Below are 26,949 nucleotides of genomic sequence, written 5' to 3' on the forward strand. Positions count from 1 at the left end.
CAACAACAAAACGGAACTGCTTTAGATCAGCAGACTAAAAATCAATCACTAAAGGATTTCTGATGCTAACAGGTTACTGGTCAATCGATGCATTTGTTATTGCTAATATCCTATTGTGTTTATTAGTAATTGTTGTCTTTATTTTCTGTCAGAGTAAAGGCAGCGGAGTGCTTGAAGATTCTCCTGAGTATCAAACACCTAAGGAGTAAAAGATGAACACCAAAACTCTCGGCTATACAACAATGATTGTCTCTGCCGCCTTAATGGGTTGCGTGGGTTTATTTGCGCGCAACATTAATACCAGTGGTGATGTAATCGCCTTTACCAGAATGACAGTAGGCGCGCTGTGTATTCTGGCAATTATGCTCTATCAGGGTAAAGGAGCACTGATAAAACAAACCAAGCTTTCTCCTTCGGTAATTGCCAGTGGTGCCTGTCTGGGGCTTTGTCTGGCGGCCTATGTTTCATCTACTAAATATACCACGCTGGCGAATGCGGTATTTCTGATATATACAGGGCCGGTGTTCTCAACCATACTTGCTGCTATTTTCCTCAAGGAGAAAATCGCTAAACTGACCGCGGGTTTATTAACAGCAGTATTTATCGGCTGTTTGTTTATCATTGGTATTATTAATTACAGCCCTGAAACCGGATTAACCGTTTCGCTCTCATTCTCTAAAGAGAACTTTATTGGCGATATGCTAGGCCTGGCCTCTGGTCTCGGTTATGGCTTGTATCTGTTCTTCAGCCGTTACCGTACCGATGTTGGTTCCGATTCACGCTCATTTTTCAACTTCCTGTTCGGAGCCTTAGCCATTGCGGTGTTCTTCCTGATGAACCCGCCTTCACTGGCTGAGATGGACACTAGTTCATGGGTCTGGCTGATTTCAATGGGATTCTTTATCGGCTTTGGTGCACTCTCTCTTCTGACCATTGCAGCTAAGCACCTGAAAGCAGCAGAGCTGGCTTGTGTCTCTTATCTGGAAACGGTTGTCGGTGCAGGAATTGGTATTATGATGTTTGGTGAAAGTCTCACAGCATTGCAAACTATCGGGGGAATTCTGGTCATCGGTGGCGGAATGGGAGAAATCGTCTTTACCATGAGTAAAAGGAAGAATAAGGTTGCTCAAACTGACGCACAGTTAAACCACTAATCAAACTCAAGGACGCGATTATGGACACGGCTCTGAACTGGATATTGCTGGCTGTAACAGTTCTTATCATGGTTGGACTGGCACTCTACAGCAACAAGATAATGAAGTCTGACGAGAGTGAGAGTGGTTTCCTCCTTGCGGCCAACTGCCTCGGCCCGTTTACCGGGGCAGCCACCATAGTGGCCACCGGTTTTTCCGGCTGGGGGTTTATGGGCTCACCCGGTGTGGCCTATCGCTTCGGCGCAATAGAGTTGCTTGGTAACTTCTTTTTCGCCCCTGCTATGGTATTGGCTGTGCTGTTTTGTGCCCGTTTTCTGCATCAGAAGGCACAAAGCATGGGCAGCCTGACCATTCCTGAATACATAGCCAAGAGTCATGAAGGCCCTGAAGCAGTTAAGCGACTGACGCAGGCTGTTGCCGCCCTGATTACCGTGGTTCTTCTGCTGGTATTCTTGGTTGGTCAGATCAAAGCATTAGGATTACTTGGCGGCCAATGGCTGGGCATAGACAACACCACTGCTTCAATGATTATGATCGGCATTATTATTGTCTATACCTCAATTGGCGGGCTAGCCGCGGTCGCTTTTACTGATACCTTTATGGTTATTGGTATGTGCGTATCGGCATTTATTATTGTATTTACTATTTTTACCGATATTTCACCCACAGATCTATTTGATGCCTTGCACGCTATTGACCCTGAATTGGTGGCGCCAAGTGATTCAGGCCCTTATGGCTCGACTAACTGGCATGTGTTCTTAGTGCTGCCTTACGCCTTTATTTATTCAACAACGCTGCCCTATATGTCGGTTAGGTTTATGGCGCTGGATAAAAAAACCAAACTACACCATATGGCTGCGTATATGACGCCTATCGCTTGTCTTCTTAGTCTGGTTCCTCTGGCCGGGCTCTATATGAGAGTCAAGGTTCCCGGTTTAGAACATGCTGACAGTGCCATGCCGGTATTTCTGACCACTTTCCTGACTCCTACTGTATCAGCAGTTATCACCCTGTTTATTCTGTTTGCCATGAAATCGACCGCAAACTCGGTACTACACTCCATTGCCGGATCAGTATCTCATGATCTCAGGCAGGCACTATGGCCAAGATGCCGCCTTTCTGATAACAAACTGCTGCTTCTGAACCGAAGTGCGGTCTGGGGACTGGGAGGAGCAGGCTTTATTGGGATGCTGTACGCCCCGCCGTTTATGTTGTCTATGTTAGCCATACTGGGCTCGGGCACATTAATGGCAACTTTAGTCGCCCCCACTCTGCTTAACCGTTACGTTGAAGGAAATATTTACGCCGCTCTGAGTGCCATGATCAGTGGTTTCCTGAGCGGAGCAATACTGTTCTTACAATTCGATTTAGGCTGGGTAGAGGCCCCTATTTATGCAACCCTGATATCTTGCGGCTGTTATTATCTGGTTGCCAAAGGATTCCGGAAACAACAAGTGACTCATTATCTCCGGTCACGTTGATCTGGATAAAAGGGAGCAGTGAAAAGAGGCGCTGCTCCCTTTATTTTTTCTTTTTGTTGGAGAGAGGGCTAACAAACCCGGTTGAACTTTTCCATATATTGTTTCTGAACCTGACCTTCGACAACAAGAGAGTGATCAATATTGTTTTTTCATATCAACATGATCACTTCGGTACTGTCTGGGCGTCACCCTTAATAACCCTTTAAACTTTGAATTAAAATTAGACAGAGAAGAAAAGCCGACTTCTGCGCCTATTTGAGCAATACTCCAGTCTGTCGTTACTAAATACCGTGCAGCTTGCCTTACACGTTGTTCAATTAAATACTGGCGGAAGGTTGTTCCCATATTAGAGTGAAAGAATCTTGAGAAAGTACTTTTCCGCCATATGTAACTGGCTGGACACCATTGATACCGATAAAGGCTCCGATAAATTCTTTTCAATAAAATCCAGCGCAATATGTAAACGGTCTTCTGCACGCTTAGTACTGCTTATTTCTACGCACTCATCAAGCAAGGTTTGTTTTGGGGCACTTTCTGCAAGAGTATTCAATAAACTGAGTAAATGGAGTACCTGAGAGAACTCGAACGTGTTTTCCATTACATCCAACAAACTTCTTACCTGACTAATGACTACTCCATCAAACAACAAGCCGGCTTTCGACTGTTCAAGCATCTCACGGATCTGGTGAAACTGAACACTATCAACAAAGGTCTGTCCCAAGGCATTGAGCCTGAAGTGAAGCACATTGTTAACCTTATTAAGCTTTTGTTTACACTCGTTATTAATTGATAAGCGAAACGGGTTAAACGGAGCCAGAAGTACCGCCTGATCTTTTCTTAGCAGGTACTCTTTGTTAGCCAGATGTAAGGTACAACCATCCGTATTTGGTTGTATCAGAATGTAATCAGCGCCGAAAATCATATGTTTTGACTCTTCTACTTTCTGCAGGTCAAACATATGGAATTCCGGGGTATTTGCTATGATTCTTTGGTTCACGCTGCTGTTCTCCCGTACAACATACTAAAAACAGTTTCCGACTTTATAGATAAGACAACAAGCACTGCGTGCTGAAACGTGATTAAACGCGACGATAGTCAGCACTCTTTGATTATTAATTTGAACTGCTGCGTATTACTTAAAAAACCACTTTGTTATTTTGTTATTTCGTTCATCTCTATACAAGCCGCATAAACACTGCATAACATTTCACATACACAAATAGCCAGCTGTTATTTTTTGACGCAAATCTTATATTGTTAGAGATAAGCAGAAATTAGCCACTCCTAAGCATTAATTCACTATTATAAAATTCTGACAGGCGCAATATAAACGTTAACAGGCGTCAGCACTATCATTATAAAAATGATAATCTTTCTGCCTTTTTAAATAAGAAAATAATATCAACTAATCCAAAGAATATTTACCAATATATTCTCGGTTATTTTTCACTAACGTATATACTCTCAGGGAGTTTGTCATGAGTATTTCAAATGATCTATATCCAAATGCTTCATTACCTCTTGAACGTAAAGATTCAGGTGTTCCGATTGTACGCCCCGGTCTTCATGTAGAGTCCTACAACGATTTCGATCCACTGAAGCATGTAATCGTCGGTATTGCTGATAACCAACACATTCCGGAAGCTTGTCCTGCCAGTAATGAGAAAATCCCGGCTGACTCCCCAATGCGAGGCAGCAAAGCGGGCCGAAGAACTCAAGAAAGTATCGATAAGGCTAACGAGTGCCTGAACGGGTTTGCTAAACAACTTGAGGACCGCGGCATTATCGTTGACCGCCCGGGAGCCGTTGACTGGCACTCCAGAATCACAACACCTGACTTCACCATCAGCTCTGGTTTCGGTGTAATGCCTCCGCGTGACTGTTTGTTGACCATGGGTAAAAGCATCCTGATGGCACCAATGAGCTTCCGTAGCCGCTATTTTGAGTATCTGGCCTACGTTGACTTGCTTCGTGAATACTTTGAATCTGATCCAGAGTGTCTGATCGAACAGGCACCGCGCCCTCGCCTTGGCGATGAGAGTTTCCGTATGGACTATGTTGCAGCGTACGAAACCTTATCTGATGAAGAGACTATGGCTCGCTCACTGAGAAAAGAGTACAGCACCAAAGAGACAGATATTCTGTTTGATGCCGCAGACGTAATGCGCCTGGGCAAAGATATCTTCGTTCAGCACGGCCTGACCACTAACCTTGCCGGTATCCGCTGGATTAAGCGTAAGTATGAGCCACAAGGCTACCGTGTTCATACATTAAGCTTTGAAGATAACCACCCAATTCATATTGACGCGACTTTCTGTCCGTTACGTCCGGGTCTGATGTTACTTAACCCGCACCGTCCTCTGTTCAAAGGTCAGCGTGAGATCTTTGAGAAGAATGGCTGGGAAATTGTTGAAGCCGTTAACCCTGCATGGGATAACCCACCACCACTATGTTACTCAAGTACATGGTTATCAATGAACACCTTGATTCTCGACCATAAAACAGTGTGTGTGGAAGCGACAGAAACAGGTCAGATGGAACAGTTCGACAAGCTTGGCTTTGAAGTTGTTCCTGTGGATCTACGTGATGCTTACGCATTTGGCGGCGGCCTGCACTGTGCTACTGCAGACGTGTGGCGTGAAGGTAAATGCGAAGACTACTTTGCAAACCAGTTCACCGGTGCACATAGCGTGGAGCACTGGGAGTATTAAACTACCCATAATAATTAAGCTGGGCTCTATTATGAGTCCGGCTCTGAAATGGTATCATCAACTGGAATATATATGGTGAACCTCGCCCCGCCATAAATCCGGTTACTTACCTTTATCTGCCAATCAAGAATTTTGGCGGAACGAGAGGCAATAGCCAACCCAAGACCGAAACCACCAGTATCATTACTCCTGCTCGAATCCAGCCTGGAAAAAGCCAAAAAAATCTCCCGAAACTTATCTTCTGGTATTCCGGGACCATCATCTTCAACTTCTACACAAACAAATTCTGACTGTCTGGTGAGAGATAACCATACTTTTGTCTTAGTATACTTGTCAGCATTAGCAATTATGTTATCCAGCAGCAAACGAGCCAAAGTAGGCTCGACAAGCAATCGCGTCCTTAACGGGAGTCTGGAATCAAATTTGCCCTTAGCCGGAGAAATAAATGCCAGCCGGCTGCGGCAAAAATCCTCTATATCAACAACGTGGTACTCCAGCTCTCTCTGACTTTCATCAAGTGAGCTTAGCTTTGCCGCCATAACAATGTTCGTTGTCAATTCATTGATATCATTGATATACATATCCAGTTCATCAAACAAGTCAGAGTTATCTTGTTCCTTGCGACTTCTAATTAAATCACCAATTAACTGTATTCTACTTAAAGGGGTTCTTATTTCATGTGAGATAGCATGTGCGAAGATCTGACTCTGCTTAATTTTATCCTCTATATCATCGGCCAGTTTATTAAAGCTATATGCCAGTACCGAGATAGGTTCGGGTACGTTTTCATCAGCCCGGGCAGACAGTTCACCCTTAGCAAACCTTTTTTTTATCAACAAGAGATGAGACAAATTTTTCTGAAAACGACGGACAGGAATATAGGTAGTCAATGCCAGAGACGAACAGATGGAGAGAAATAGGCCAAGGATAAAAAGCAGTTCTGAATCTTCATACCATTGAATTTCAGGGTCAAAAAAGTCACGGTTTTCACTAAATACGAATGCTTCACTGCCACCCTCGAGCACAAACACGGCCACATAGAGACTGTCTTCCTTTAGAAAGATCGGTATCCCATCAATTCTTTTTACCAACTGGCAACCTTTGCACGGAGGTCCTCCCTTCCAGTCAGGAATAAGCTCAAAATCAAAGATGTAAAACGTTGCTTTGCCTTTTTGTTTCAGTTCAGAATAGAGATCACTATGATTGTCTGCTTCGCTAGTTTTCTGATTAAGTACGTACCTTTCAGCGAAGTATTTTGCATCCATCAAAAACCTTTCTGCTTCAGTTTCCCTGAAATAGAGACCACCAAAGTTGTAGAACAGAAAGATAATCAAGACTATACCGAGTATCAATCCTGTGTAGATTCGGGCAAATACGGAAGAATAGAGCTTACTTATGAACAAGCATATATCCTTTGTTTCTCAACGTTTTTATTAGTACCTCGTTAACATTATTCTCTACCAGTTTTTTTCTCAAGCCGGATACTCTCATATCAACCGTTCTGTCTGACGCGTTATATTCAAAACCTCTAACTGCTTTACAAAACTCTTCCCTGCTAACCACTTTCGCAAAATTTTCGAACAATAGATTGAAAACATCAAATTCTGAGGGAGTCAGCCTAATCTCCTCAGAACGATAGAAAACACGCTGAGACTCTTTTTCTACTAAAAATCCCGTTGATGAAAGTTCTGCAGTGCTGGTTGCCGGTGCTCTGCGCAGCAGGGCTTCCACCCTTGCCAGCAAAATATTCCCTTTCACAGGTTTAGTGACATAATCATCAGCGCCAAATTTAAATAAGCTGACTTCACTCATTTCATCAACGGACGCCGTTAACACCAGAATCATTCCCCTGAAAAAATCCCTCGCTTCCCGACAGATATCAACGCCATCTTTGCCTGGCAGCATTAAATCTAAGATCACAACGTCGGGATTAAACTCACGGATAACGCTGATTGCATTTTCCCCGGTAAATATCATCTCTACCTGATAACCTTCTGCATCAAGGTATAACTTAATTAAGCGGGCTATCACCCTATCGTCTTCAATAATGAGTATTTTAGCTTTAACCACTAATGATTTTCCTTTCAGCTTATCATCATAGATTGAACTCTGATGATATATTCACAGTATCTATTTAGTGTTTTGACGTATTTTGCCTATCAATGACGACTAAACACATGCAAGCGGGCAAAACTCTTACATATCCTTACATATGGCATCCACAAGGCTTTAGCCAGATCTTCTTCTGAATACAGCCATGCTAACACCTTAAAATCAGTTTTATATATCAATATATCAAACATAAAATGCATATTATTTCACGTATCGTTAGTATCATTTAATATAAATAGTTACAATTCTTATCGAACAAGACTAATGTAAGTATAGTCACTGGAATATCGCTCGCTTTATGTCTAGTGTGACTTTTTTGCTGATGCTTCTATCGTTTAATTTGTAAGCGACACAGAGCGCAAACCTATACTAATAAGGTCAAAACATGAAAAAAAAATCACTACTTACCATTAGTGCCCTTATGCTCACCGCTTGTGGTACCGCTAATCTGGCCGTAATGGAAAAATCTGCCGACGTTTCTGCGCAACCAGAACTGCAAATTAAAACGGATGGCGATTTCTGGGGGTTTGGTAAAGAAGGAACTTTTGATCTGGCTGGCTTGTATCAGGGGAAGTATAACCGCAGCGCGTCGGATGCAAACTGGTTCTTTGGCAGAATTACGGTAAAAGACGGCAGTATGGCTGCTGAAATCGTACGTAATGATAATGGTACTAGCTGGCAGTTAGTCTGTACCGGCGGTGGTGCGTCGGTAAACTATATGGGTGTCGACTTCGGCGGAAATGATCCTTACAGGTGTGATGTTATGCAAGGAGAAACCGTGGTAGGTGAGTACAAAATGGAGCCGACCGGCGGTCTGATTAAAATTGGTATTGAGAAGAAAGAAAAAGGTTTTATCCGCGTAGGTTCTACTCACTTCAACGTTGAAACCATTCACACCAGTAAAGATCTTATGATGGCTACCGAAATGGCTTTGGGCTATAGCTTTAAGCAAGGCTCACAAGAAGTCGCAGCGGCTCAGACTAACGGCTACCTTACGTTGCAAATGTTGCCTGAATTGAGTGAAGAGCAAAAAGACGTGCTGGTGATCGGCACTATTGCCAGCTCTTTAAGTTGGCGCCCGGAAGAGTAATACCAAGAAATCTAGCAAGGTTCGGGCAGTTCACCCGAACCTTCTTAATGTCAAAAGTACATTGAATAAGCTATAGAGAACTCAGGTTCAACATCATACTTCGCTGTTCCCCGTATATCCCAATCACTACTATCTCCAAGCCTCACTTCCCATTCAGCCGCAATCCCACCACCATTAAAGTGTTCATGCTTCAACCTCGGACTTATTTGTAAATGAGTCTTCCACCGTTGATCACTGGTATAAAGAACACCAAGACTGGCAGCCATTGTCGATCGGTTTATTGCCGTAAAATCTATCACGGCTTGCGGGATCATATATAAACTAACCTGGTCAAAAGCTCTGTCTGCTATACCGAGCCCGCCATAAAATCGCCCCCGCAGACAGTTTTCACACTCCAGGCTTTCAGGCTCCAAAGTCAATTTCATATTCCAGGCATATCTACTGCTGTCAAACAAATCAACGTCAAGAATATTGAGAGTTGAAATATCAAAAAAATCCATCCTGTGTAAGCGAAAGCTATCTTGATAAGCTCTAAGCTCCGTATGAAGAAAAGTGGCATTAGAATCCCGGTATCTGGCCGCTTCCAGAGCAAGATAATCATAATAACCCAGCCTGAAATCAATTTGACTGAAGTGACCTGAACTCGCGTTGTACCCCCTTTCAACTCTGAATAACATTGGATTTTGTGCCAGATGTGGAGGATCAGAAGATATATATTGCCAGTCAATCTCGGCCGGCGGCAAAGTTAAGTTTTCCATCAGTAGCCGGCGTTTTATCTCTTTATAACTCTTTTCACCTTCATCTTCCTCGAGAATTTTTATCTCGTAAAAGTCATACAGTAAGCTAATGACTTTTGAACGGCTATGCTCACTCAGACTCAAGTACTCATCAGAGTTAAAATAAGAAACAGATTGCGAGATCAGCTTAGCGACCTTTCTCTCATCTTTAGTCATTGCCAGATATTTGCTATAGATTCTCGAAAACTTGGACTCCCTTCTTTTCACCTGTTCAACCAGAGGAAGTCCCTGATAGGTTAGCTCGCTGATGTTTTTAAATATATCAAGTGGCATATCCCAGGGCTGATAGGGATTAACCAAGGATATGTCAGTTGCCACCTCAAGCAGGTTAGCGAGTTGCGTGGCGCAATTTCTGTTTAAGAAGTAATAACGGAAAGTCTGAGATCTCAGTTCCCATAAGTGAAGCTCAATTAACTCAACATCATACCCTTTAAGGTTGAGTTTATACTCCCACAAGACCCTGCTTTCGAGTTCAGCATAGGCGGCATCATAGACAAAGAAGTCATCCATTGTATATTCCGCGCTATAACCTCCGAATATACCGTAGGTAACATACTTAATCGGACCATCGTTATCTGCTACCGAAGCACCGTAATTAACGCTAATATCCAGCAAAGGCGTTTCAGCTTGCTCAGACGTCACCGGTCTGTTTAATTTCAGCAAAGCATGTCCAAAAAAAGAAGCCGGATTGCTTAAATAGCCTGAAACAAAGATCAAACTAATCGAATCTACCGGATTGTTTGTACGCCACTCTTCTAAACGCGGACATTCAACCAGCGGAAATTCAACCGCTCCTCTTAAATTTCGTTTCAGCCATAGCAACCGACCGGGGAAAAGGCATTGTGGATGTTCATCTACGGGAAATGCATTTTGTGGACGCTTAAACGCCGCTATTGTGGCCTCTAGCTCAAGATGCTCATTTATATTTCCGTCAGGGTGGATAAAGAAGCTATCAGACGTTACCAAACTGCTTCCCTGTTCAAAGTGCAGAAGTTTACGCCACTGCCCTAGCTTTTGCTTGTTTACAATTAAACCCGCTTTTTTGGCTGACGAACCGACGTAAAAAGCAGTATCCGAGGCCATCGCCGGCTGAAAGGCACTAAGAATAAGCAACAAAAAAGTGGCGAGCAAAGTTATTCGCCAGCCACTTAAATTAGATACAGAGTTAAACATTAAACGGCTTTACATTGACCCGGGACCGACTGAACATTCTCCCGCACAATATTAAAATAACTCTCAACTTTTTTATTATGGCTACTTTTCAGGTAGTTGCTATTAGTCACAGAGTCAGAATAATCGCTTCGGATACTATTAACGATTGTAGGCCGTGCTTCTGGTGTACATTCTAGCATGTCCAGTACGGCAGTAAGGTGCTCACCACTCCCCATAGCTGTATCTTGCTCTATCATCGGCAAGTTTGTATTAATAAAGCGAGCTGCAGACCATAAGGATTTTCCACATAACTCGGGGCTGGAAAGACGAGATGTTGAAGCATCACTGGTACTGGAAGAGATATTTAGCGTAACCGCCAGATATCCATCCATCGCCTTGCCTGCCAGCACCTGACCCGTACCGCACTCTTTCAAGTAGTTTGCCTGAGCTAGCTGCGGGGCAAGGAAAAATATAAATAACAATACTGCTTTTCTCATAATAAACCTCTAATTAATAAAACGTATGCGGCTAAAACATACAAAAATGTATTACTGCACTCTCTGGCAAGAGTGCTTGTGGTTATCCAGAGTGGCGGAAAGCATGTCAAAATACGCCCCCGACTTTTGCCATCCGTCCATGGTCAAATATTCTTCTCTACGGATAAGAGCAGAAAACTCCCCCCTCAGGTCGGCTTTGATCGCCCTATTTGCAGAATCACTGCAATCAAAGTAAGAAAGCATAGCTAACATATGCTCACCGTCACCTTGAGCAGTGTTCTCCTCTATTTGTGGGTACGATTGCTGAATGAACTTTGCCGCAGCCCAAAATGGGCCGGCACAAGATTCCGGAGTTGATAAGTTCGACATTGTTGCGGTAGTACCAAGGTCAAACGAAACATTGGTACTAAGTGCCGGAAAACCATTTAATGTTGGTCCTGCAATCCAGTGTCCTATACCGCAATCCATCCAAAGGTTATCTGCAAGGGACACCTTTGAGAATAAGGCTAGCGCTAATAAAGAGTACTTCAGTTTAAACATTCTAGTACCTGTATATCTACTTAAGATTGTTAATATTTAACTTAATAAAAATTTTATATAAAAAGCCATACTAACAAATTCAACCAGATTCTATTGTAAGAGTATGTAATGATGTTTATTCTGTGTAAGGGGTTCTTATATCAGGCTTGGAAAATCGATCTTACCTCCATATTTAGTCAGAGTAGCCAGAACACTTACTTATTACTCAGAGAAGGATTCGAGACCAAAAGTGTCGACTATCTAATTGCTTTCAACAAAAGGGGATTGAAACTGAAGCCATCACGTAACGGACATAGTCTATTATTGAATAGTTTCTCTTTAGTAAAGTGGGACAAAGCCGAGTATTGCAGCGCAAAACGCTGGATTTTTGAGTTTTATAACTTATTATTATACTGGTGCTGACAGGGGTACTCATAATAATGAATAATGGTTTTTTATTTCACTCACTACGAAAAGTAAATATATCAACGAGATTGGTATTCGGTTTCACATTTATTTTTATCTGTTTTTTACTTTTTTTCTCTTGGACTAGTTACCAAAATGCCTACAAATTAATCAACAAAGAAATTAATGCCGATTTATTAAGCCATACATTACTAATTAAAAAGAACATTTCATCTACGGCAGAAGCTACGATAAAGAACTACCTCCGCTCAAAAACAGAATTTGTTTATCAGTACGCTGAAGAACAGTACAAAAGATATTTGGCGGGAGAGATTTCAGAGTCCGATGCTAAAAATAAGGTGTTTGACTTAATTAAATACAGAAGTATAGCCAGAGATGGTTATCACTACATTATCAACTCGGACGGTATCGTATTACAACACATTAACCCTCAGCTAATTGGTACCAACATAAATCACTTCGGCCACATCCGGGATCAAGTTTCGAAGAAAGCGGGTTATATCGAGTATGAATGGCGGAATGAGGGCGAACTGGAGCACAGAGATAAATCCCTTGATATGAGCTATTTCAAGCCATGGGACTGGATAATTTCTTCATCTGCATATAAAGACGATGTTTTAGAGCTCGTCAACATTGAAGATTTTTCCGCTGTTATCTCATCCATTAAATTTGGCAAAACAGGTTACACTTACATCTTAGATCGCGACGCTAATTTTATTTACCACCCCTTTTTATCAGGAAGTGCGTTTCATCATGCCAAAGAACGATCTATGAACAGTGACTTTTTCAAGAAAATTATTAACGATCAAGAAGGTGTTGTCTCTTATTTGTGGAAGAACCCGGAAGATAACGATTATCGAAACAAAATTGCGGTCTTCAGTTATATAGAAAAGTTCCGTTGGACAGTTGTGTCATCAACTTATCCTGAGGAATTTTATGCACCTCTTACACAGTTGAGATCTTATTATATAGGGTTAGTTTTTATATCTCTGCTTATTGCAACTCCTATTGTCATGTTTTTCTCTTATTCGATCGTAGCACCTATCCAAAATGTCATAGCAGGCATTACTAAGGCGAAGAAAGAAGGCAACCAAGTTCGTATTCGTCTTGACGGATACTCTAACGACGAAGTGGCTATTTTAGCGCGAAGCTTTAACTCTTTTTTAAAGCAAGCCGAAAGAAATACGGAAAAATTAAACAGTCAAATAGGTAAAATTCAGCAGTCCGAAGCGAAACAGGTCAACCTAAATACCATTCTCAACAATAAAATTATTGAGCTGCTAGCTAAACTCGAAAAGCAAAGAGAAGAGTTGGACTCAAAAGTTCTTGAAATTCAGAACATTCAGGACAAGCTCATAGCATCTACTGACTTTTATAATGCCGGCCGATTAGCTATCGGAGTCACAGGCATCGTAAATGCTAATCTCGCTAAAATTTCCGCATCAACCTCTTCTAGTAACGAAACCATAGAGTATTTGATTGGTGGATATAAAAATATGACACTGACAAATGAGCAACTCGAACAGTCAATTCATAAGCTTTCAGATTATAACCAAGCACTTAACAATGAACTGAATAAGACAATTAATATTGCAAAATGTTTTGAGTCCATTTCCGGAAGTTGCTCACCTTCTAATCTCATTCATTTTAGCGTTAGTGAGCTAATAAATAGAACGATAGAATCTTTACATCCACTATTGGAGAGCAATTCGTTAACCATTAATTCATCCTTTGATCAAGACGTCATTATTACTAGCCGACCTGAATACTTTAATGCTATTTTCTATAGTTTAGTTTTCAATAGCATAGACCATTACCCTGATCTTGAAAAAGAAGGCAATTCAGAAATAAAAATTTCATTTAATGAAGATAGTAGTCACCTACACCTAATATATTTCGATAATTGCTGTGCCGCGAAAAAACATAGCAACAAAAACATGTTTAAATCATCTGAATACAGACATAGCACACAGTTTAATTTTGAACTAAATACAGCAAGATATATAGTCAAAAATAAGCTGAATGGAAAAATTAATTTTGTTTCTTCGGATGATGGAGGCTTCATCATCGAAATTACAATACCTAAGACTGAAAGCAGGTAAACAGCTTAATGCTTCCAAATTTGGATTTATTTGTCCCGAAAAGCACTAAGACTTCTCGGAACAATCATTTTATTTAGATAACAACCATTTAGAAATATAGTTCGCTAAAGGTTTAAAGGCAGGATTGGACCAGTTTAATGCATCAGGGTTTCCTTGCCCAATCGTACCAGTATTACTAAACGGCGTATTATTGGAGCCTTTCACTTCCCCAATTTCAGCCTTGGACGGATCTTTCATATATTCATAGGTTAGCCCCAACATAGCGCCAGGATTAAGATCGACACTTAGTGTATGGATGGGATCCCGCTTGCCACTGCCATCCGGATCTTCATCCACGTCAATCGAACAAGTATTAGGAACAAGTTGACCATTACCATAATTACAGGAGTCATGAACCAGATATTCAGGGTAGCCGCCAGAAGCCTGAACGACTAGCAAAGTTTTAAATGCCGCATAGCTAGTCTGCAATTCTGCTCCTGCAGCGCTGTTATTGTTGTTATCTATATAGTAATCAAAAAGTTGAATCATTTTTTGGTATGAAGTTAAACCCGTTGTTTCATCTTTTCCACTAAGATTTGTATACACCAATTCGATCGCGTCCAGAACCTTAGGAGTACCACTTTTCTCATTCATACTATCTGCCAGCTTGAGCACAAAAGCATCTGCAGCACTACCACTTGAAGGATCGGGCTCATCTTCCAGCAGCCCTATTATTATCCTCTTTTGATTGTACAGATTACGTACATCATTGCTGGCATTACTCAGGAAATCATTAATCTGAACCTTTACTCTTTCCACTTGAGCGTCAGAAACACTTGAATCAATTTTTAATACATAGACACCGTTTTCAAAATGGCAGTGAGGCACATCTGCAGCACTTGAGCAATTATCTACAGATGTATATACATTCACCTTAGTTGTAGAATTTCCTTCATTACAACCTAGTAGAATGGAGGCGGCTAAAATGGTCAATCCGTACTTAGCAGCATGATTGCTCTTCATAGGTTAGAACACCTGATATCATTGTATCGTCTTCATATTCCTTTCTATTAGCCGACACGCACATAACTTATATAACAATTTATCCTTTGCTATATTACTTATTGACATCATACTAATTAACAATACTCGAGGGTGTTATCCTTACAATCCCTTACATGCGTAGAACCAAGTAAGAATCACAATGCGTTAAGGCGTCAGAAAATATAACAGGTTAAAGCGCGGGAGCTTTAACCTGCCTCCTAACCTAGATGATGAGCTAAGTTAAGTTCCGGGATTTTTCTTCTATTGTTTTAATGAGATAAGATTAACAATCTCACTAATTTGCAAAAAGCACTCTTGAACTATTATCAATGCCGGTAAGTAAAATGGTGTTTCGGTTGACCTTATCCAGATGTCGGATCTGGCGCGTTTCCATCTCAAACAGCTTTTTGAATACTTCTATCTCTTCTTTGCTTAAGCCCTTCTGTTCTTCAGAACTTATATCAATATACTCTTGCGGCTCAGCAAATATGTAACCATCTTTACTTGACCATTTACCTAAATCGGCAATGTTAATCTCTGCCAGTTCTTCATCTTTATTGTTGTAAAGCTTTATATAGGACTCCCGGATATAGGTCTTATTCGTCAGATACTTAATGTTGCTATTTAAGTCCATCTTAGATACCGGACCCAACTTAAAGTTATTCTGTTGCACTGTTTGCGGCGATATATAGACCTCTGTCAGTGAGTGCCACTTATTTGATGTCAAAATTTTCTCAGTTCTATAGTCAGAGTGCTGATATCGATTAAAGCCCATAGCCAGAAGCAGTATCACTCCAAGTAAAATATACTTATTTCTCATAACTCCCCCACACCCGCTGACACTCCTCAGCTAACTCCCCTTTTTCGGCGATAATATCTATGGTCGAACTATAGGCATTGTCTTCATCAGAAATATGGAACAGTACGCTACCCCTAGAGTCCATATTTATAATCACTTCTCTCAGGCTTTCTTTATTGTCTATGCTCCCCATAAAACTCTTTACGCAGTTCAGTACAGTGCTGCGATCCTGAGCAAACAGAACATGTTCTTTAATTGTCTTTACCGGACCCCCCTCTACTTTATCAAGAACCACGAACGGAGAGCGTTCAGATTCAAAAATCAGAGAAAAGGTGAGTAAGGCAGTAAATATGGCGGCCAAGATAAATGTTGCTGAGCCTTTCTTCGAAACTTGTTCCGATGAGAGCCCGTTAGATGTTGCCGCATCAGATTCGGAGTCTACTTTACTGACGTCAGCAGAAGCGGGTTTCTCAGATGTCTGTTTATCATTAACTTCAACAACACTGGCGATAAACTGATAGCCATGTTTCGGAATAGTTTTAATAAAAGAAGGCGATTTAACAGAATCATTAAGCATCTTTCTCAATGTCGAGATAGCCTGAATAACACTTGAATCATCAACATGAAAGCCTTTCTCAGTCCAGACTAAGTCATGCAACAACTCCCGGCTGATAAGTTCACCCGGGCGTTTTGAGAATGCAAGTAAGATATTACTTTCATTACTTCCCAGCCATATGGTTTGCTCTTCACCCGTTTTGTCATTGATAGACCTTTTATTGGGGTCAAAGAAGTAGCGGTCATCCAGCAGATAAGTAGATTCTTCAGACATAGAAGCGCCTTTTAGTGAGCCCTTAAACCATCAAGTACTGATGATAGTAAGCGCATTGGTTTACTGTACAGACGTGTAGTATATGAGAGAAAACCGCTTCGTCAACTGTTATTGCCCAGATGTATAATAATTTCTGAACAAACTTATCTTTCTTTTATGGAGAAACTTAAGTTAAAGCAAGGAGCGGTGTTTCCATCAGAACCATTATTCTCCATTTCTTTTTAATTACAAGCATTTAGCTTAATTATTCACCACTCTTATACGGTTTAATTTCTAATTAATGGCGAAAAAAGTTCAGATCTTTCTTTGTTATCTTTCAATAATCAGATTTATGTCACTGTTTTATATCAATGATATATAAATCCAGTTTTTTTACTTAAGTTTTGCACATAATTTCATAACGGAGTGAATCATTTTATTACCTTAATATTCAATAAGTTAAATAATTATAAAAACGATAAAAACATAATAAATGAGGTTTTATTTTGTTTTACTAGTCCATATTGGCAGTCCGGCGTTAAATCTTAGTGGTGGACGGAGAGACAATTGACTTCACTTTCAACCAACCACCTTATCCCTGCCTTAGTGGCTTGGTTTTAAAACTTAGAAGTCATCCTGTTTTCGTTCTCAATAAAAATCATATAAACATATTTGGGATTTAATAAGATGGACAAAAAAATCATCGCTCTAGCAGTAGCAGCTGTTTTCGCAACACCACTTACTTTTGCACAAGAAACTGGCAATACAGTTTACTCAGACAGTGGTACAAGCCTTAAAGTGGGTGGCCGTGCTGAAGCTCGCCTTTCTGTTCAGGATGGTAAAACTGAAGATAAAACCCGTATTCGTCTAAACATGCTTGGCAAGGTCGATATCCAGGATGGCCTGTATGGCATCGGTTTCTACGAGCTTGAGTATCAGGCAAACGACGAGTCAGCAACTAAGGAAGATGACGAGTTTGATACCCGTAAAGCATACGCAGGTATTGGCGGCGCATTCGGTGAAATCACTTATGGTAAAAACGACGCGGCTCTTGGTGTGGTAACTGACTTTACCGATATCATGGCTTACCACGGTGCAAAAGCGTCTTATAAGTCAGATATCGCAGACCGTACTGACAACATAGTTAGCTATAAAGGGGCATTCAATGACCTTTCCCTGAAAGCAAGCTACCGTTTCGCTGACCGTACTGAAACAGGTGGTGAGTACGACGATAACGATAAGAGTGGTTACTCTGTGTCTGCTATCTATAACTTCTCAGATCTGGGGCTGTCAATTGGTGCCGGTGCTGCCAAGCAAGACGCTGATACCAGTGCTGCAGAAGAAGATCAGTATATGATTGCTATCTCTTACACTATTGGTGGCTTGTACCTTGGTGCTTTCTATGAAGATGGTGAAGTCGCCGATGACGACAAAACTGCTTATGAAGTTGCTGCCAAATACACAATGGATAAATTTGTATTCTCTACTTCATACGGCAAGCAAGAGCTGGAAGATGACACATCTGCCGAAGCAACTGCTATCGATATGACTTATTTCTTCAAAGATAACTTCCGCACTTACATCTCTTATGAGTTCAACATGATGGATGAAGGTGACAAGTACGGTACAACAACCGTAACTAAAGCCAAAGCTGAAGATGAACTAGCTCTGGGTCTTCGTTACGACTTCTAATTGCAAATAGTATCCCCATACACATGCCCGCTGTAATCCAGCGGGCTTTTTATGTCTGCTCTTTGGTTACTGGTATCGGAAACAACTTGTCGTATAGCCAGTTATATATGAATGTATATAACAGATAAAATAACGTTAAGCCTAAATCCATCATAAAAGCATTCATAAGAGTCATCTCCAAATACCAGGCAATAATGGGAACAGACAGTACAACCAAGGAACCTTCAAACAAGCAGGCATGAATAACTCTTTCCGGAAAACTCTTATTGAGCCGCCCGGTTCGTCTCAACAACCAGTGATCAAACAGAAAATTGAATACATAGTTCCAGCCAGTTGCCAATAAGCTCATGCTAACGCCAAGCACACCAAGCTTTTGTGCTTCTATGCCAAGTAAAGAGCTACCTATAATTACAACCAGTAATAATCCTATAATCTCAAAGCCAACCGCATGGCGAACTCTGTCACCTTTTGTTCTCATAATAATCAGCGCTACGAATCGATTAGAAGAAAATTCTAACATAGTGATTATGGAGGACGAAAAATCCAACGCACATTTCAAAAATATGGCTAGGAGCAGATACATTCATAACAAGCCGCCACAGGGCATGCCGATAAATTAAACGACATGATTAAAATACAGGCAAACAACTGAGTTTTATCAGATTTATTTGGATTAGGGGTTCCATTTCATATTTGATGTGGCATTATAAACCCCGTTAACCGATGTGCGTGCATCGTATAATGGCTATTACCTCAGCCTTCCAAGCTGATGATGCGGGTTCGATTCCCGCTGCACGCTCCAAGTCTCCTTACCTGATTTGAAAATCCCAACCATTTGAGAATAAAGCGCTTTATTGCGTGTTTTGTGTATCTGCTACTTTAAAAACAGTCCGCCTAGAGAAACTCAAGTGGACACGGTGGCCAAATGGTGGCTATAACGGTGTCCATATTTGATTTTGTTAATGTTCTAAATTCAAATTATTGAGTATTATGATCTGCTCCAGCCAGACTGGACACTTCATTAAGCGACATTTTGTTGTTCAAAGTTAACTGGGCTTAGATACCCAAGAGCACTGTGCCTTCTCGTCCGATTATAACGTTATGACTATCACCGTTCTCAGCCAGTTCTTTTTGAATGCGCCTCGCACCATCTCGGCCTTTGCTGCTGTCAAACGCCTCCTTGACCTTGGTATCAAACTCTTGGCGATTTGCCTCGCGCTGGATAGCCTTATGGCGGTGCTTAATCCAGTAATAAAATCCACTTCGAGATACCCCGAACACCTTAGCCATACGGGCAACATTGAAGCACAGCAAGTGTTCGAGCATAAATTCGTAGCAATCTACTTTAGATTTTTCGCGAAGTAGGTGGCGGCCTTTTTTACTATATCTAGCTCTTCAGTTTGCTCAGCCAATTGCCTTTTAAGCTTGGCGACTTCAGCGGCTAGATCTTTTTCCCGCTGACTGGTACTGGTGTCTTTCTTCGCGGCCTTACGCCAACTGTAGATCTGGGATTCGTGTAAAGAGAGCTGCCTCGCTGCTGCAGCGACTCCCACTTTCTCTGCTAGCTTCAGGGCTTCTGCTTTAAATTCAGGAGAATGGATAATACGTTTTTTCTTGCTTGTCATGGTTCACCTCGTTAGTGATTGTACTCACTTAACTCGGTGTCCAAAACTGCTGGTGCGGATCAGTCTCTTACAGCCCCCAAAATTAGACCATATACACATAACCAAAAGTCTACTATTTACCATGCAAATGCAATAAAGACGAGCACAATATTTTTTACATTGGTATGTCAAATCAAAACAACGATTTTCTCTTTAATCGCATGAAACAATGCCGATTTTGTAGCTTCTATCTTCTCTAGCACCTGAGTACCAAATATAACATTGCTCGGATTTTAATTTGTTTTGACTTGGTTTCGCTGCAAGTATCACGTTTTCTTTGAATGAAAAAGTTCCCACTATATCAGTTCCTGTAACTCCTTCTCCTTTCCAATCATTCTGATGATAGCCGGCGAAGACAATATCTTCCCCTACACCTATACCCTCCATTAGCGAAGATAATGTTGTCGCAGAAGCAGAAGGAGTACCGAAGATAAAATAACATTCCTTTCCACATATATCTTTGAACGGATTGTAGTCAGGCTCATCACCATAATAACCACTTCCTGTAACCGGGTCAGTTCTATCTGGGTTCCGCCCTTCTAAACCAGCAACAACAAGTTTTGAATAGGTCATAGCCACTTGAGATTCAATTTGACTCTGTACAGAACTCAATGATTCGTTTCTAGCATCTTTCTGTATATTAAGAAAACGCGGCGCAGCCATTACTGACATAATACTTATTACCATAATAACAAAAATCAGCTCGACTAAAGTAAAACCTTTTATTTTTTGCATTGTCTGACCTTTCAGTTCAACATTATTTCATTATGCAAACACATACTAACCTATTGATACTGTTAATATGTATTAAAATATGATGTAAAATGACAGTTTAAAAATTTATCAATACCAACTAATCTTACTAAGATTATTTAAACCATTATCATAAAACCATTCTACATTGAAAAATCCCCAAAATGAACTTCAAAATCCTTACATCAACTGCCGCTCTCTCTGCTATTATCGTCGAAGACACCTGAATCTGCCAGACTTCAGGTTATTCCCATCCGTGCTCCGACAACGTGACGCTGCGCATATCCTCAATATCGCCTTATAAATTGTCTAAGAAAGAGTATTTCAATGGTGTAATATCGTGGATACAGCGAAAAGTTTCACCTGAGATTTTTGAACTATTGGCCAAAACATTTGTACTTATCAAAATAAAAAATAAGGTTAACATTACTCTTTTACTCGTAACATTTCTCATTTATTGTTTATTGTTTATTGTTTATTGTTTATTGTTTATTGTTTATTGTTTATTGTTAAATTAAATTCATCATAACACAAATTATTTAACGAAAATCAATCAAGGTAAAATTTAGGCATCAGAAACATGAATCATCCTTATAAACAGTAAAAATCATCGTTGCTTTTCAACTGTGCACTCTGATCCGTAAATCATCATGTTAAGTAAAAATGAGATGAGAACTCCTTTGTCATTTTTTACATCTATAAACTGATTAATAGTTTAATCATTAGAGGAAGCTTATTTTCAATAATTCCATGTACGATATCCATCCAATATAATGAAAATAATCTCAGGCATTATTTATCATGACCTTTCAAATTATCAGCTCCACGTTAACGCTTCTACGACTCAGTAGGGTAAAAACTAATATCATTGTACAAAGCAATACCGAAAATCTCATTATTTTACTTGATTACTTTATAGCAAAGGCATGCAATAAACATCGTTTATTTAACGCATTCGACTCTTGGTTTAAACACTAATGAATATCTAAGTCATAGTATAATTATCATTAGTAATGTGGGGCAGATTTTTCACCTAAGCTAATCAATCATGATGATTAAAATCAAGAATTCAGAATAAATAGCCAAAAAACAATCAGCACTATCAAGCGAGTAAAGATCATACTATGGATAAAATCCTGTTTTATACTATAATATAGCAAACCCAATGATAAAACATACTCTTTATTTAATAAACTTACATCATATGCTAAAAACATTTTCCACCTCCCTTATTTTATTTTTTCTTTGGTTTATCAGTATACCTGTGGCGTCACATGATCTCAGAATAATATCAGAAGATTTTCCACCAATTTCTTATATGAATAATGGCAAAGTGAATGGAATTGGAATTGATATAGCACATAACCTTCTAAAAAGTATTGATGCCTCCTATGGAAATATCGAACTATACCCATGGTCAAGGGCATTTTATGTTGTAAGTAAAAACCGCAACACGTTAATAACCTCTATGGCCAGAACTTCTGATAGAGAACATTTATTTAAATGGGTCGGCCCAATATTAGATAGAAAAATATGGTTATATAAACATAACGCAGACAAAGAAGTAATAATAAAAAAACTATCTGATGCAAAAAGATTCATTACCTCTGCAATGAGAAGTTCAGCTAGTGACATTCAGTTACAGAACGCAGGTTTCGAGGAAGGTAATAATTTAGAGTTGGTTACTCAGGAAATTCAGCAGATTAAAATGTTAATTTCGAAAAGAGTAAAGTTAATAGCGATGAATGAACTAACTTTTAAATGGTATACCAAAAACCATTTCCACAACATCCCCAATAATTTAATTACCCCTTCCTTTTTGCTATCTAATGATATTAAATATTATATCGCATTTAACATTAACACTTCAGATGAAGTTATTTCCAAACTACAAAATGAACTAGATAAGATGAAAAAAGATGGAAGACTTGAAAAAATAATTGCACTCCATGTAAAATAACATAACTAAAAACACAAAAACAAAATCAGGATAACATAAGTAGTTTATCGTTATCGAAAATGACCTTCGATCCTAACATGATTTTAATTTAATTTTTTATTAGTAAAGCGGCCTAAGAACCATGAGTTACTATTAGGGAATAGCAACTACAAACCCTTGAACATGTTTCCGGAATCAGAAATGCTATCTCTGAACACCACCATTTTATTTATCTTTAACGGCTGACCAGCTTTGTCAATTGCCCATACGGAGTGGTTATAAGAGGCGGTTATCGGTCGCAAAGAAAGTGATGTCTGCGTCGCGTGATTTATGCCAAGGGTCTCTCACTATCAAGTGCTCACTCCCAGTCACTGGCAGAGTCATCGTGAGAGGTGTGCAGACCGGACATAGGGGCAAGTTTCAGAATCCGGCTCTTCCGTAACAGAAGAGCCGTTTTACATTTACTACACCTGAGGTGGTGCTATCAGTCTCTTAAAGGTATAGGTTGTTCCTTTAGTACTGCTGCCATCGGCTGATGTCGCATCTTTACCAAAGGTCGCCATTGCTCCGGTCAGTTTCGATAGTCGTACATTATCGAACGCTGTTGTTACGTACTCCTTAGGAGATCCGTAGATATCTTTTCCTTGTTCTATTTCAATTTTCAGTTTTTGGTATTGCCCCAGCTTTCCTTTGAAATTTGAGCCGTCGATATGCATTTCAAGCTCTCTCCACTTACCTCTTACTGCCTGATTGTATTGCTCAGCAGTAAAATTAACTGCTCCAACCACCGTGTTACTTGGTCCAGCCAGAAGACGAATACTTAACGGTGCATACATACTTTTTACCGCAGCTATATTAATTTTAAGTTTATAGTCAGCGGATGGATCAAGCACTGCATGATGCAACACTTGACTGATTTTTTCTCCACCATACAACCGCAACTAAGAATAAATTGAAAAAATCCCTCACATTATGCGAGGGATTTCTGTATAAAAGACAGTAGACTTAGGCGGAGGTGTAGGATTATAAATAAAAGGATCTCTATGAAAATTACACATTGAATTGTTTCAAGTAGCCCCTTCTATTCTGGTCATAATTTGAACATTTCCATCCTCATTTTCAAATTATGTGCTAAGTTACTTATTTGATTACAAGCTACAGCGGTCTGTGAAGTCCCTTCAGCCATTTCAGTCGATGCAGAGTTGATATGTTCAACACTTCGATTCAGCTCTTCCGATACTGAGTTTTGTTCACTACAGGCCGTTGCTATCTGAGCACTCATTTGTGCAATGTTATCTACTGAGTGTTCTATTTCATTGATTTGATTACCTGCAGCACTCACCTGTTCAATACACTGCGAAATCCCTTCTTGACAATTGCGACTCGATTCACTCATTTTTTTAGTATTACTCTGAAGTAAATCCACAATCTCTACAATTTGAGATGTTGACTCCTGAGTCCTTTGAGCCAGTGACCTCACTTCATCAGCAACCACAGCAAATCCACGCCCTTGATCTCCAGCACGTGCAGCTTCAATGGCAGCATTTAACGCTAGAAGATTAGTTTGTTCTGCGATCCCTTGTATGACATCGACAACAACATTAATATTTTCAGAACTCGCTTCAAGCTCTTGAGCTAACTCATCTGAATTTTTGATGGTCAACGACACCTGATCAATGACAGTAACGGTTTGTTGAAGTGTTTCAGTTCCTTGTTTAGCCACTTCTGTTGCTGAATAGGCGGACGTCGCCCCTACTTCTGTATTTTGAGCCACTTCACTAACAGCAGCTTGCATTTCGGTCATTGCTGAGGCCACAGAAGTAAGCTCTTGTTGCTGACTCTGCATCCCCGATGCAGTTTGAGATGAAATCGCACTAACCTCTTCAACGGCAGCGGTAAGTTGAATGGTAGAGTCATTAATTTCGGAGACCAAAGAATGCAATTTACCCTGCATATCAACTAGCTCACTAAGTAACGTTCCTAACTCATCTTTAGTCAGTTCACTTTCTTCAATTGTGTTATTCAAGTGCCCTTTGGCTATCATCGATGCAAAATTAAGAGCTCTGTTTATAGGCTGACAAATTGCTCTCGATAGCACTATTGACGAAACCAAGATAACAATAATTACAACTAAAGAGCCAAAACCAGCGCTGTATTGCGTTTTCGATGCCTCGCTTCGAACATCATTTCCAATGTGATTCACCAACTCATCATTATGCTCTAATGTCCTATCTAAACTGGTTAACGCTTTTGAATATGTGGGAAAACTTGATAGAACAACCTGATTCGCTCGGCCTGAGTCGCCATTTACAAGTAACTGATTATAAGACCGAGTTTCATTGATGTATTGATTCCAAACATCTTTAAAAACACGAAACTCTTGTTGCTCCTCTTGGCTTAGATCTAACGCTTCATAAGCTATGATGCCACTCTGAACATCCGCCCTCCATTGATCCAAATCTTTTAACCAATCAGCAATTTTGGGGTTATCAGCATTGGGAAGTAAAGAGAACTCATCCTTTCTAACTTTCGTGATATCAACCTGAATACCTTTAAGTATCGCTACTGAAGGCAAGCTTTTATTGGTTAACGTCGCGATACTGTTATTTAAAGAAGTTAAGCCCAACACCAACATCAAAGAGATTACTGCAAATACAGTAAATACGAGTAAGTAACTAAAACCAATCTTCTTAACAACACTCAAATCTTTAAAAAACATAACATCTTCCCCTCAAAATTATCTATATCACCACCTGATATTATAGAATGCCATTTATTCATGAGCTTTGTGTCACTACTCATAACCACAACAATTGTGCAATAAATAAGTCTATACTAAAATTTTAATGTCGATTCTTTAAGCGGAATAATTGCATGCGGTGTATGATATTAAAATCTATGCTTTTTATGCTAATGGCTCCTTCTGCATTATGTGCTGAATCCTTAACTCTGGCAACCGTCGAATGGCCTCCTTTTTATGGGCATAACCTCCATCAAAAAGGGTATGTATATGCTGTTAGCAAAGAAGCCTTTAGAAGAGCTGGTTATGATATTACTGTCGTCTTTTTACCATGGAAAAGAGCTTTAGAACTAACTCGAATGGGCAAATATGATGGATTACTTGGCGTATACTATACCGAATCAAGAGTCTCTGATTTCGTTTTTTCTGACACAATTCTAAAGACAAGAGAGGTTTTCTATTTTCGTTCTAGTAAACACAATAACTACCAGTCATTACAAGATTTAAGAGGCAAAGTTATAGGTGGATTAAGAGGAACTGCGCCGCTAGAAGACTTAAAAGACTACAAACTAGATATCATAATCAATGACATTACAGATGAAGAGAGAGGCATTTTACAACTGCATGCAAAAAGAATAGATTTAATGCTAATTAATATCGAACGTTTTAACTACTTGATGGCAAGTTCACCTTCTATTCTAGCCATCAAAGATAATTTAAAATTATCACAACTAGATTTTGATACATATTCGTTACACTGTGCAATATTAAGGTTAAAGGAAAACAGCAAATCAATTATAAAGAGATATAACAAAGAGCTAAAAAAGTAATATCATCTGGAAAGTATGACAATTTAATACCATACAGCCAACCAAAACATTTACGATAAAACTCCGCAGCTTGACAGTACACCATCACATTCAAACTATATTTCTTTTCAATCATCACCAATGATTTATTTTATATAAAAACCTCACCTTATTTACTACGATATATCTTTGATAAAAGACAAATTAAAAACCATATAGTTAACAGAACAATTTTAAATCTAAAACTGAAAAACAATGTAGCAAAAAATAATTCTATTGAAAATACCTTCTAAAGATTATTTAGCCTCATTAAAAAAGAAGAAAACTTGATCTTTAAACATGAGCGATCTTATCAAAAAAAGAGAAAAATGTTACTTAAAACTCTATAGACAATGCAGAAAACCCTAATATTGGCGTATGAATTACTAGTGTAGTCAAAATAAAAACTCAACTTACACTATCAATTGCATAAATACTCATAAAAATATCCGCTTAGCTTCTTCGTCAAAAACTTGGATGAAATGCATTAAGTTTTCAACTATATTTTGTTAAGGTATAATTAGTGTATTGACAGAATATAATTTTTTGTCGAATTAAAAATAAAATTCCACTCTGAGATGCATACGGATTGAATCGAAAAATTAATTAGTCTCGGAATAATATGAACAAGATAGATAAATA

Annotated in this window: 23 protein-coding genes, 1 tRNA gene and 2 pseudogenes; 10 read left to right on the top strand and 16 right to left on the bottom strand. The window is 39.7% G+C overall.

What is annotated here, in order from left to right; all coding sequences use genetic code 11:
- Positions 1-62 precede the first annotated feature (62 nt).
- The 3 genes from PK654_RS19945 to PK654_RS19955 are packed head-to-tail and all read left to right on the top strand — an operon-like array spanning position 63 to position 2,635.
- Positions 63-209, top strand: a complete 147-nt coding sequence (locus tag PK654_RS19945) for a hypothetical protein (RefSeq protein WP_271699092.1) — start codon at positions 63-65, stop codon at positions 207-209.
- A gap of 3 nt (positions 210-212) precedes the next feature.
- Positions 213-1,154 (top strand): DMT family transporter, encoded by a 942-nt coding sequence (locus PK654_RS19950; protein WP_271699094.1) that lies wholly within the window; start codon positions 213-215, stop codon positions 1,152-1,154.
- Positions 1,155-1,174: 20 nt separating this feature from the next.
- A complete protein-coding gene (locus PK654_RS19955; RefSeq protein ID WP_271699095.1) occupies positions 1,175-2,635 on the top strand; it encodes a sodium:solute symporter family protein in 1,461 nt (486 codons plus the stop codon).
- A 135-nt stretch (positions 2,636-2,770) separates the two neighbouring features.
- Here the strand turns inward: PK654_RS19955 and PK654_RS19960 are convergent, their stop codons facing one another.
- Together PK654_RS19960 and PK654_RS19965 are read right to left on the bottom strand one after the other, a co-directional pair.
- Entirely contained in the window at positions 2,771-2,980 is a 210-nt protein-coding gene (locus PK654_RS19960) for a helix-turn-helix transcriptional regulator (protein WP_271699096.1), read from the bottom strand.
- Between the two features lies 1 nt (position 2,981).
- Positions 2,982-3,632 carry a hypothetical protein gene (locus tag PK654_RS19965; protein ID WP_271699097.1) on the bottom strand — a complete coding sequence of 217 codons (651 nt, stop codon included), beginning with the start codon at positions 3,630-3,632 and terminating at the stop codon, positions 2,982-2,984.
- 481 nt (positions 3,633-4,113) lie between these two features.
- Between PK654_RS19965 and PK654_RS19970 the strand changes: the two genes are divergently transcribed.
- Complete coding sequence (locus PK654_RS19970; protein WP_271699098.1) at positions 4,114-5,346, top strand: serine/threonine protein kinase; 1,233 nt, start codon at positions 4,114-4,116, stop codon at positions 5,344-5,346.
- A gap of 29 nt (positions 5,347-5,375) precedes the next feature.
- On the opposite strand, the gene PK654_RS19975 is transcribed toward PK654_RS19970, so the two are convergent.
- Complete coding sequence (locus PK654_RS19975; RefSeq protein ID WP_443088769.1) at positions 5,376-6,611, bottom strand: sensor histidine kinase; 1,236 nt, start codon at positions 6,609-6,611, stop codon at positions 5,376-5,378.
- Between the two features lie 124 nt (positions 6,612-6,735).
- Positions 6,736-7,416 (bottom strand): response regulator transcription factor, encoded by a 681-nt coding sequence (locus PK654_RS19980; RefSeq protein WP_271699101.1) that lies wholly within the window; start codon positions 7,414-7,416, stop codon positions 6,736-6,738.
- Between the two features lie 427 nt (positions 7,417-7,843).
- On the opposite strand from PK654_RS19980, the gene PK654_RS19985 reads away from it, so the two are divergent.
- On the top strand, positions 7,844-8,548 hold the full coding sequence (locus tag PK654_RS19985) for a hypothetical protein (RefSeq protein ID WP_271699103.1): 705 nt from the start codon (positions 7,844-7,846) through the stop codon (positions 8,546-8,548).
- A gap of 50 nt (positions 8,549-8,598) precedes the next feature.
- Here PK654_RS19985 and PK654_RS19990 read toward each other — a convergent pair whose 3' ends face one another.
- Genes PK654_RS19990 through PK654_RS20000 form a run of 3 tightly spaced genes read right to left on the bottom strand, consistent with a single transcriptional unit; the run spans position 8,599 to position 11,534 of the window.
- Entirely contained in the window at positions 8,599-10,518 is a 1,920-nt protein-coding gene (locus PK654_RS19990; protein WP_271699105.1) for an Lnb N-terminal periplasmic domain-containing protein, read from the bottom strand.
- The gene (locus PK654_RS19995) at positions 10,518-10,994 is read right to left on the bottom strand and encodes a DUF3015 family protein (protein WP_271699106.1); all 477 of its coding nucleotides are present in this window, start codon (positions 10,992-10,994) and stop codon (positions 10,518-10,520) included. Before PK654_RS19995 ends, PK654_RS19990 begins: the two co-directional genes overlap by 1 nt.
- Positions 10,995-11,045: 51 nt before the next feature.
- Positions 11,046-11,534 (bottom strand): DUF3015 family protein, encoded by a 489-nt coding sequence (locus PK654_RS20000; protein WP_271699107.1) that lies wholly within the window; start codon positions 11,532-11,534, stop codon positions 11,046-11,048.
- 419 nt (positions 11,535-11,953) lie between these two features.
- On the opposite strand from PK654_RS20000, the gene PK654_RS20005 reads away from it, so the two are divergent.
- Positions 11,954-14,041, top strand: a complete 2,088-nt coding sequence (locus PK654_RS20005; RefSeq protein ID WP_271699109.1) for a cache domain-containing protein — start codon at positions 11,954-11,956, stop codon at positions 14,039-14,041.
- Positions 14,042-14,110: 69 nt separating this feature from the next.
- Here PK654_RS20005 and PK654_RS20010 read toward each other — a convergent pair whose 3' ends face one another.
- From PK654_RS20010 to PK654_RS20020, 3 genes are all read right to left on the bottom strand, one after another.
- A complete protein-coding gene (locus PK654_RS20010; RefSeq protein ID WP_271699110.1) occupies positions 14,111-15,043 on the bottom strand; it encodes a histidine ammonia-lyase in 933 nt (310 codons plus the stop codon).
- Between the two features lie 316 nt (positions 15,044-15,359).
- The gene (locus PK654_RS20015; RefSeq protein ID WP_271699111.1) at positions 15,360-15,884 is read right to left on the bottom strand and encodes a regulatory protein ToxS; all 525 of its coding nucleotides are present in this window, start codon (positions 15,882-15,884) and stop codon (positions 15,360-15,362) included.
- Positions 15,874-16,692, bottom strand: a complete 819-nt coding sequence (locus PK654_RS20020) for a winged helix-turn-helix domain-containing protein (protein WP_271699112.1) — start codon at positions 16,690-16,692, stop codon at positions 15,874-15,876. Before PK654_RS20020 ends, PK654_RS20015 begins: the two co-directional genes overlap by 11 nt.
- A gap of 666 nt (positions 16,693-17,358) precedes the next feature.
- Between PK654_RS20020 and PK654_RS20025 the strand changes: the two genes are divergently transcribed.
- Positions 17,359-18,363 (top strand): porin, encoded by a 1,005-nt coding sequence (locus tag PK654_RS20025; RefSeq protein WP_271699113.1) that lies wholly within the window; start codon positions 17,359-17,361, stop codon positions 18,361-18,363.
- A gap of 49 nt (positions 18,364-18,412) precedes the next feature.
- On the opposite strand, the gene PK654_RS20030 is transcribed toward PK654_RS20025, so the two are convergent.
- Positions 18,413-18,841 carry a PACE efflux transporter gene (locus PK654_RS20030; RefSeq protein WP_271699114.1) on the bottom strand — a complete coding sequence of 143 codons (429 nt, stop codon included), beginning with the start codon at positions 18,839-18,841 and terminating at the stop codon, positions 18,413-18,415.
- A gap of 249 nt (positions 18,842-19,090) precedes the next feature.
- Between PK654_RS20030 and PK654_RS20035 the strand changes: the two genes are divergently transcribed.
- A tRNA-Gly gene (locus PK654_RS20035) sits at positions 19,091-19,165 on the top strand.
- Between the two features lie 219 nt (positions 19,166-19,384).
- Here the strand turns inward: PK654_RS20035 and PK654_RS23080 are convergent.
- The 3 genes and pseudogenes from PK654_RS23080 to PK654_RS20045 all read right to left on the bottom strand — a co-directional run.
- Positions 19,385-19,429 (bottom strand): annotated as a pseudogene (locus PK654_RS23080) (hypothetical protein); the annotation flags it as partial.
- Between the two features lie 29 nt (positions 19,430-19,458).
- Positions 19,459-19,988 (bottom strand): annotated as a pseudogene (locus tag PK654_RS20040) (transposase); the annotation flags it as partial.
- Positions 19,989-20,180: 192 nt separating this feature from the next.
- Positions 20,181-20,762 carry a type II secretion system protein gene (locus PK654_RS20045; RefSeq protein WP_271699116.1) on the bottom strand — a complete coding sequence of 194 codons (582 nt, stop codon included), beginning with the start codon at positions 20,760-20,762 and terminating at the stop codon, positions 20,181-20,183.
- A 1,183-nt stretch (positions 20,763-21,945) separates the two neighbouring features.
- Between PK654_RS20045 and PK654_RS20050 the strand changes: the two genes are divergently transcribed.
- Entirely contained in the window at positions 21,946-22,740 is a 795-nt protein-coding gene (locus tag PK654_RS20050; protein WP_271699117.1) for a substrate-binding periplasmic protein, read from the top strand.
- Positions 22,741-23,183: 443 nt separating this feature from the next.
- On the opposite strand, the gene PK654_RS20055 is transcribed toward PK654_RS20050, so the two are convergent.
- Positions 23,184-23,660: a hypothetical protein gene (locus PK654_RS20055; RefSeq protein ID WP_443088756.1), complete on the bottom strand. Its 477-nt coding sequence runs from the start codon at positions 23,658-23,660 to the stop codon at positions 23,184-23,186.
- A 149-nt stretch (positions 23,661-23,809) separates the two neighbouring features.
- Positions 23,810-25,438: a methyl-accepting chemotaxis protein gene (locus PK654_RS20060; RefSeq protein ID WP_271699120.1), complete on the bottom strand. Its 1,629-nt coding sequence runs from the start codon at positions 25,436-25,438 to the stop codon at positions 23,810-23,812.
- Between the two features lie 155 nt (positions 25,439-25,593).
- Between PK654_RS20060 and PK654_RS20065 the strand changes: the two genes are divergently transcribed.
- Complete coding sequence (locus tag PK654_RS20065) at positions 25,594-26,289, top strand: substrate-binding periplasmic protein (protein ID WP_271699122.1); 696 nt, start codon at positions 25,594-25,596, stop codon at positions 26,287-26,289.
- Positions 26,290-26,949 lie beyond the last annotated feature (660 nt).

It is taken from the genome of Vibrio sp. SCSIO 43137 (genome assembly GCF_028201475.1).
Lineage (GTDB): Bacteria > Pseudomonadota > Gammaproteobacteria > Enterobacterales > Vibrionaceae > Vibrio.

Bases quoted from the DNA above. Each gene is read 5' to 3' on its own strand.
- PK654_RS19945 (WP_271699092.1), top strand. From the start codon at position 63: ATGCTAACAGGTTACTGGTCAATCGATGCATTTGTTATTGCTAATATC.
- PK654_RS19950 (WP_271699094.1), top strand. From the start codon at position 213: ATGAACACCAAAACTCTCGGCTATACAACAATGATTGTCTCTGCCGCC.
- PK654_RS19955 (WP_271699095.1), top strand. From the start codon at position 1,175: ATGGACACGGCTCTGAACTGGATATTGCTGGCTGTAACAGTTCTTATC.
- PK654_RS19960 (WP_271699096.1), bottom strand. From the start codon at position 2,980: ATGGGAACAACCTTCCGCCAGTATTTAATTGAACAACGTGTAAGGCAA.
- PK654_RS19970 (WP_271699098.1), top strand. From the start codon at position 4,114: ATGAGTATTTCAAATGATCTATATCCAAATGCTTCATTACCTCTTGAA.
- PK654_RS19975 (WP_443088769.1), bottom strand. From the start codon at position 6,611: ATGGATGCAAAATACTTCGCTGAAAGGTACGTACTTAATCAGAAAACT.
- PK654_RS19985 (WP_271699103.1), top strand. From the start codon at position 7,844: ATGAAAAAAAAATCACTACTTACCATTAGTGCCCTTATGCTCACCGCT.
- PK654_RS19990 (WP_271699105.1), bottom strand. From the start codon at position 10,518: ATGTTTAACTCTGTATCTAATTTAAGTGGCTGGCGAATAACTTTGCTC.
- PK654_RS19995 (WP_271699106.1), bottom strand. From the start codon at position 10,994: ATGAGAAAAGCAGTATTGTTATTTATATTTTTCCTTGCCCCGCAGCTA.
- PK654_RS20000 (WP_271699107.1), bottom strand. From the start codon at position 11,534: ATGTTTAAACTGAAGTACTCTTTATTAGCGCTAGCCTTATTCTCAAAG.
- PK654_RS20005 (WP_271699109.1), top strand. From the start codon at position 11,954: ATGAATAATGGTTTTTTATTTCACTCACTACGAAAAGTAAATATATCA.
- PK654_RS20010 (WP_271699110.1), bottom strand. From the start codon at position 15,043: ATGAAGAGCAATCATGCTGCTAAGTACGGATTGACCATTTTAGCCGCC.
- PK654_RS20015 (WP_271699111.1), bottom strand. From the start codon at position 15,884: ATGAGAAATAAGTATATTTTACTTGGAGTGATACTGCTTCTGGCTATG.
- PK654_RS20020 (WP_271699112.1), bottom strand. From the start codon at position 16,692: ATGTCTGAAGAATCTACTTATCTGCTGGATGACCGCTACTTCTTTGAC.
- PK654_RS20025 (WP_271699113.1), top strand. From the start codon at position 17,359: ATGGACAAAAAAATCATCGCTCTAGCAGTAGCAGCTGTTTTCGCAACA.
- PK654_RS20030 (WP_271699114.1), bottom strand. From the start codon at position 18,841: ATGAGAACAAAAGGTGACAGAGTTCGCCATGCGGTTGGCTTTGAGATT.
- PK654_RS20045 (WP_271699116.1), bottom strand. From the start codon at position 20,762: ATGCAAAAAATAAAAGGTTTTACTTTAGTCGAGCTGATTTTTGTTATT.
- PK654_RS20050 (WP_271699117.1), top strand. From the start codon at position 21,946: ATGATAAAACATACTCTTTATTTAATAAACTTACATCATATGCTAAAA.
- PK654_RS20060 (WP_271699120.1), bottom strand. From the start codon at position 25,438: ATGTTTTTTAAAGATTTGAGTGTTGTTAAGAAGATTGGTTTTAGTTAC.
- PK654_RS20065 (WP_271699122.1), top strand. From the start codon at position 25,594: ATGCGGTGTATGATATTAAAATCTATGCTTTTTATGCTAATGGCTCCT.